We start from the raw sequence: 6,407 nt of genomic DNA, 5'->3' as shown, positions 1-6,407 counted from the left end.
TCCCCGAGCAGTCAAACGAAGACCACAGCGATATGCTAGAAATAAAAAATGCCAATAAGCTTAACTTACTGGCATTACCAATCCCTTGGAGGTTTTTTTATATCTTACCACCTATAGTGGCTCATTCACCCCTTCAACCAAATCTGTCTCTTGTTTACCATCAAAATATTCTCGAGTCAGTTTGAAAACAACAGGACTGAGCAAAGTTAATGCAATTAAATTAGGTAGCGCCATCATGGCATTAAGTGTATCAGCCAATAACCACACAAACTCAAGGGAACTCACCGCCCCCAAAGGTACAACCACTATCCATAAAATTCTAAAAGGCTTAACTGCTTTTATACCCAATAGATATTGCACACAACGTTCACAATAAAAGCTCCAACCTAAAATAGTGGTAAAGGCAAAAACACTTAATGCAATTGCAACAATATAATGTCCTATCGGTAAAGCAGAAGAAAAAGCAACAGAGGTTAACGAAGCCCCAGTTTCACCCGATGTCCAAGCCCCAGACACCACAATCGCAAGTCCAGTAATAGTACAAACAATTAAGGTATCAATGAAAGTGCCCAACATAGCCACTAAGCCTTGCTTAACTGGATTATTGGTTTTCGCCGCACCATGAGCTATTGGCGCACTCCCTAAACCTGCCTCATTAGAAAATACACCTCTTGCAACACCAAAACGAATAGCAGCCCAAACCGCAGCGCCCGCGAACCCACCTTGTGCAGCGACAGGACTAAAGGCACTTTGAACAATTAACGTAAAAGCGGCTGGAATTTGAGCAAAGTTCATCACTAACACGGCTAATCCAGCACCAATATAAAAAATCGTCATTAACGGCACAAGTTTTCCGGCCACTTCAGCAATACGCTTAATCCCCCCAATCAGTACCGCGCCGACCAACAACATTAAGCCCAAGCCTGTGACCCAGCTAGGAATACCAAAATTAGTGCTTAACGCATCTGCCACAGAGTTCGCTTGAACCGTATTACCAATACCAAAACCAGCAACAGACCCAAATAAAGCAAACGCAGTACCTAACCAAGCCCATTTTTTACCGAGTCCATTTTTAATATAATACATAGGGCCACCCACACTGTGTCCCTCGCCGTCCACTTCTCGGTATCTTACTGCCAACACAGCCTCGGCAAATTTTGTCGCCATTCCCACCAGTGCAGTACACCACATCCAAAAAAGCGCACCGGGACCGCCAATAAAAATCGCCGTTGCCACACCGGCGATATTGCCTGTCCCTATGGTTGCTGACAAAGAAGTCATTAATGCATTAAACGGGCTTATCTCACCTTTAATGTTGGAATCTTTACTTAATGTACGTCCTGACCATAATAATTTAAAGCCTGTTCCTAACTTCAATACAGGCATTAATCGCAGCCCCAAAGATAAAAACAATCCTACACCTAAGATCATAATGAGCATGGGAGTTCCCCATACCACTGCGTTAATCGCACTGATAAATTCACTCAGCCTTTCCATTGTACCCTCTCAATTTGTTGTGATATTTATTTTATTACTCAAAAAATCAAAGCTAGCATCTTTATACTTTTTGAGGACCCGCACTTTTTTATTCCTTACAGACTACATGGAAAAAAAACAAATTGAAAAAGCAAAACACGCTAATCGAACATAAAGAAAGGTTTTTTTAACTTATCAGGGCACACTTTTTATTGTTGAATACTCACCACGAGGAAGAAAAATGGATAACACCACAGTCAAACCCAAAAACACCACCGCCATATAAAGGCATGCTTGCAAACCCGAACTTTGATAAAGCCAGCCTGATAGCAAAGTGCCAAAAAGCCGCCCTACTGCATTCGCCATATAATAAAAACCAATATCAAGGGAAGCCCCTTCCTTTTTTGCATAATTAACAATTAAATAACTATGAAGAGAAGAATTAATAGCAAAAATACTACCAAAAACGATCAACCCGAAAATAAGCAACCATTGACTCACAAAAATAGACCATTGCATGGCAACAGCAATGAGCACCATACTCATCATCAATGCGATTCCCCATAACAATGCTGTCCGTCCATCTGGTCCAGTCCCATTAGCCCCTGTGATTTTAGGCGCCTGAGACTGCACTAAACCATAGACAATAATCCAAGCAGCTAAAAAGCTTCCCACATCCACTTGCGCCCAGCCTAATTGACTCGCCAAATAAACAGGTAATGCCACCACAAACCACACATCTCGAGAGGCAAATAAACATAAACGCGCCATAGACAGTAAGTTAACCGCCCAACTCGTTGAAAAAAGATCACTAAATTTAGGCTTAACGCTCGTTTTGCCTAATTCTTCCTTCAGTAACACAATGCTCAGCAACCAAATCAAGCTTAAACCGACAGCCATCAAGGTGATTGTTAAGGTAAAACCAACCACAGAAAGTAATAAACCACCGAGGAAAAAGCCTGCACCTTTAAGGGCATTTTTTGATCCCGTTAACCAAGCCACCCACTGATAAAGTCGACTATTTTGACGATCAGGCACTAAGGTTTTAATCGCACTTTTAGCGCTCATCTTATTTAAGTCTTTAGCCACTCCAGATAAAGCTTGAGCTGCCATTACCCAAGGCACAATGAGCCATTCACTTGGTACGAGTAACATGGACAAGGCCGCGACTTGCAACCCTAAACCAATATTCATGGTGCGATTTAATCCCACACGCGCACCAAGCCAACCGCCCATTAAGTTAGTGATCACACCAAAAAATTCATAAAATAAGAATAAACTAGCAATGGCAAGCGCATCATACCCAAGTTGGTAAAAATGCAGCACCACCAACATTCTTAAGGCGCCATCAGTTAAGGTAAAACACCAATAGTTAGCTGTGATCAATAAATATTGTCTCACCGATAAAGGCAAGCCTCGAATATAAGCTAACAATGATCTAATCGTCCAATCATGCGAGCCAATTCAATCGTGCGATTAATATAACCCCATTCATTGTCATACCACACATAAAGCTTAAGTTGAGTGCCATTCACCACCATAGTTGAAGGCGCATCAATGATGCAAGAACGTGGATCCGTTTTATAATCAACAGACACTAACGGCCTGTCTTCAAAGCCTAAAACGCCATTAAGATCATTCTCTGCCGCCTCTTTAAGCAAAGCGTTAACCTCATTTGTCGAGGTTGCGCGTTCCAGCTCAAACACACAATCGGTTAATGATGCATTCGCCAAAGGCACTCGAACCGCATGGCCATTGAGCTTACCTTTTAATTCAGGAAAAATATGGGTAATGGCGGTAGCACTGCCTGTAGTTGTGGGAATAAGACTTTGTCCGCAGGCTCTAGCGCGGCGCAGATCCTTATGGGGGGCATCTAAAATCGTCTGCGTATTGGTAATATCATGAATAGTCGTCATTGAGCCATGCTTTATTCCAAGACTTTCATGGATCACTTTAACCACAGGCGCAAGGCAATTAGTGGTGCATGATGCAGCCGTAACCATTCGATGAGTTTCTGGATCGTATAAAGATTCATTCACCCCCATCACAATATTCAATACGCCCTCTTCTTTTACAGGGGCCGTAACGACAACGCGCTTTACACCTTGGAATAAATAAGCTTGTAATAGCGCCTTAGTTTTCATTTTACCGGATGCTTCTATCACTAAGTCACATTCAGACCAGTCTGTTTCAGCGATATGCTGATTGTGGGTCACTTTTAATTGTGCACTGCCTATTTGAATGCGGTTATTCAATCCCTCAGCCTGATGCTGCCAGACGCCATGAACAGAATCAAAATTCAATAAATGGGCTAAGGTGTGAGCATCACCCGCCGGATCATTGATTTGTACAAATTCAAACTCAGGCCAATCCCAACCCGCTCTCAAGGCCAAACGCCCCATGCGGCCAAAACCATTAATACCTATTTTTATTGTCATGATTTATTCACTCTTCCTATTTAACAGCACTCACTCTGTCGCTCTGGACGACTGCCCATTTGAGTTAACCTATGCATATTCTCAGTCATTTGAGGCGATTGCTCTACACTGATCGCTGTGATCAAATGACGTACCCACTCAGGTAATTCTGGGTTGATTCGATAAAAAACCCATTGACCTTGGCGCCTATCCAATAACACACCTTGGTGGCGTAACAAGGCTAAATGACGAGAAATTTTAGGCTGACTGAGCATTAAGGCTGCCATCAATTCACACACACACAGTTCATGTTCACTGGCTATCATCATGATGATGTGTAAACGTGTTTCATCACTTAACGCCTTAAAAAAAGACACTGGAGACACTCGTATCACCTATTACATTTTCAATTTAAAATTTTGACTACAAAAAAGTATACATCACGTATATACGGATATCCATATACCTGTATTTTAATAAAGTAAAAAAAATGAAACTGAGTCGAGCTCAACTGGGAAAAACGCATATCATTAAGTCATTAAGTCATTAAGTCATTAAGTCATTAAGTCATTAAGTCATTAAGTTTAACCTTAGCCGAACTTAATCTTTATCCATTACTTTATCGACAATATAGCGAGCTATGGGTAAAGCTGATGTCGCCGCCGGAGAAGGAGCATTACACACATGAAAAGTATATTGACTAGATTGAAAATGAAAATCAGACAATAACTCACCTTTTATGGATACCGCTTGCGCACGAATACCACAAGGATAAGGCTGTAAATCGTGCAACTCAATACTTGGACAATATTGATTCACCCGCTTTAAATAACCGCGCATCGATATCGAGTTTTTTATCTCACAAAATACCGATCGCCAATATTTTGTGATCACTCGCCAAAAACCCGCATAACTGAATATTTCGATACTATCTTTAAATGCCCAATCCCACTTTTTATAGCCCTCTCGCTTCAAGCTCAGCACGGCATTAGGCCCGACAGTCACAGTACCATCAATCATTTTCGTTAAATGAACCCCTAAAAATGGCATTTTAGGATCAGGTACAGGATAAATTAAATGATCCACCACCTGATTATGCTTCTGATCTAGAAGGAAGTATTCCCCCTTAAAAGGCAAAATACGAAAATCAGCCTCAATACCACATAGCGTCACTAACCTATCCGCCATCAATCCGGCACAAGCAATTAATTGTTTCCCGTCAATAGTCCCTTGTTGGCATTGAACTTGTACACCTTTACTCTCATGAATAGCCACAATGTTTACTTCAAAACGTATTTCTCCACCACGAGAGACAAATTCTTGGGCCATGACTTGCACTATACGCTGATAGTTCACGATAGCAGAGTCTGAAACCCATAATGCAGCTAATCCTGTGACGTTAGGCTCTTTTTGCTTGAGTGCATTGGCATCGAGTTTAATAGCCTCAATACCGTTCAAGTGACATCGCTCCAAGAGGATATCAAGCTGAGGGAGCTCAGCCGCTTGTGTTGCCACAATCAACTTGCCACATTCTTCAAATGGAATATCATGCTGACGGCAAAATGCTTTTGTCTCTCTGTTTCCTTGAGTACAAAATTGAGCCTTTAAGCTCCCTGGAGCATAATAAACACCGGCATGGATCACCCCTGAATTACGCCCAGTTTGATGCAATGCGACTGCCCGCTCTTTTTCTAAGACAACAATGCTCGCATGAGGTTGGCGCCTTTGTAATTCGCACGCCGTCGCCATTCCGACAATTCCCGCACCAATCACCACATAATCATATTGCTCATGTGTTTCTTTTACATCGACCTCTGAATGCACTGCTACCATATTCAATCCTTCTATCATCGAGCTAACCAAATTTGTTTTTTACATCTCTTTCCTTTACTTAGATCTAAAATGAACTCCGCCACACTGAATCCTTTTATAACCGAGCCAACCAAGTTTGGTTTTTACATCCTTGCTTTTATCATCGAGCCAACCAAGTTTGGTTTTTACATCCTTGCTTTTATAACCGAGCCAACTTAGCGCTTTTACTCACTATCTTATCCCCATAATGAAGATTCTCAAGCTTAGCGGTTAGCACTTCAATCACAGTGCTTTTTTGAAAGTGACCCAATTTTGTTTCTGGATGAGGTAAATAAATATACCCAAGTTGCCATACATGACCATTGAAAACAGAGCACTTAAAAAAAGAAAATGACTCAGAAGGAAACTGTTCAGTCCATTTGACGTTATCAAACTGAAAATCAGGCGACGACAATGTAAAATGATAACCAAAATCAATATTTAACGTCCCTGAATAACAAAATGATAAGTCTAATCCAGCTTTCAAAAAATAAGGCGCTTGCATCGCAATGGTGCCTTTAAAAAAAGGACTACCTTTTGCTAAACCAGAAGCAAGCTGATGTCCAGGCATTCAATCCCCTTCAATTTTTTTCACCTCAATCATAACCCCAATCATATTTGTCATTTCCTCATCACGCTATGTCGATAAGCGACTAGGTCAAT

General features: G+C 41.4%; 6 protein-coding genes. All 6 read right to left on the bottom strand.

Annotation, left to right across the window (positions count from 1 at the left end):
* Positions 1-111 precede the first annotated feature (111 nt).
* The 6 genes from Q0791_RS07375 to Q0791_RS07350 all read right to left on the bottom strand — a co-directional run bounded on the left by Q0791_RS07375 (position 112) and on the right by Q0791_RS07350 (position 6,315).
* Positions 112-1,497, bottom strand: coding sequence for a sodium:alanine symporter family protein (locus Q0791_RS07375; RefSeq protein ID WP_299004304.1), 1,386 nt, complete (start codon positions 1,495-1,497; stop codon positions 112-114).
* Between the two features lie 174 nt (positions 1,498-1,671).
* Complete coding sequence (arsJ, locus tag Q0791_RS07370) at positions 1,672-2,910, bottom strand: organoarsenical effux MFS transporter ArsJ (RefSeq protein WP_299004302.1); 1,239 nt, start codon at positions 2,908-2,910, stop codon at positions 1,672-1,674.
* Positions 2,904-3,914, bottom strand: a complete 1,011-nt coding sequence (locus Q0791_RS07365) for an ArsJ-associated glyceraldehyde-3-phosphate dehydrogenase (protein WP_299004300.1) — start codon at positions 3,912-3,914, stop codon at positions 2,904-2,906. Before Q0791_RS07365 ends, arsJ begins: the two co-directional genes overlap by 7 nt.
* A 20-nt stretch (positions 3,915-3,934) precedes the next feature.
* Positions 3,935-4,279 carry a metalloregulator ArsR/SmtB family transcription factor gene (locus Q0791_RS07360; protein WP_299004298.1) on the bottom strand — a complete coding sequence of 115 codons (345 nt, stop codon included), beginning with the start codon at positions 4,277-4,279 and terminating at the stop codon, positions 3,935-3,937.
* Between the two features lie 214 nt (positions 4,280-4,493).
* Positions 4,494-5,726 carry an L-2-hydroxyglutarate oxidase gene (lhgO, locus tag Q0791_RS07355; protein ID WP_299004296.1) on the bottom strand — a complete coding sequence of 411 codons (1,233 nt, stop codon included), beginning with the start codon at positions 5,724-5,726 and terminating at the stop codon, positions 4,494-4,496.
* A gap of 178 nt (positions 5,727-5,904) precedes the next feature.
* A complete protein-coding gene (locus Q0791_RS07350) occupies positions 5,905-6,315 on the bottom strand; it encodes a hypothetical protein (RefSeq protein ID WP_299004294.1) in 411 nt (136 codons plus the stop codon).
* Positions 6,316-6,407 lie beyond the last annotated feature (92 nt).

The sequence above is a fragment of the uncultured Shewanella sp. genome (assembly GCF_947495455.1).
Taxonomy (GTDB): domain Bacteria; phylum Pseudomonadota; class Gammaproteobacteria; order Enterobacterales; family Shewanellaceae; genus Shewanella.
The sequence above is the reverse complement of the archived record's forward strand: the minus strand, read 5'-3'. Positions and strand labels throughout refer to the sequence as shown.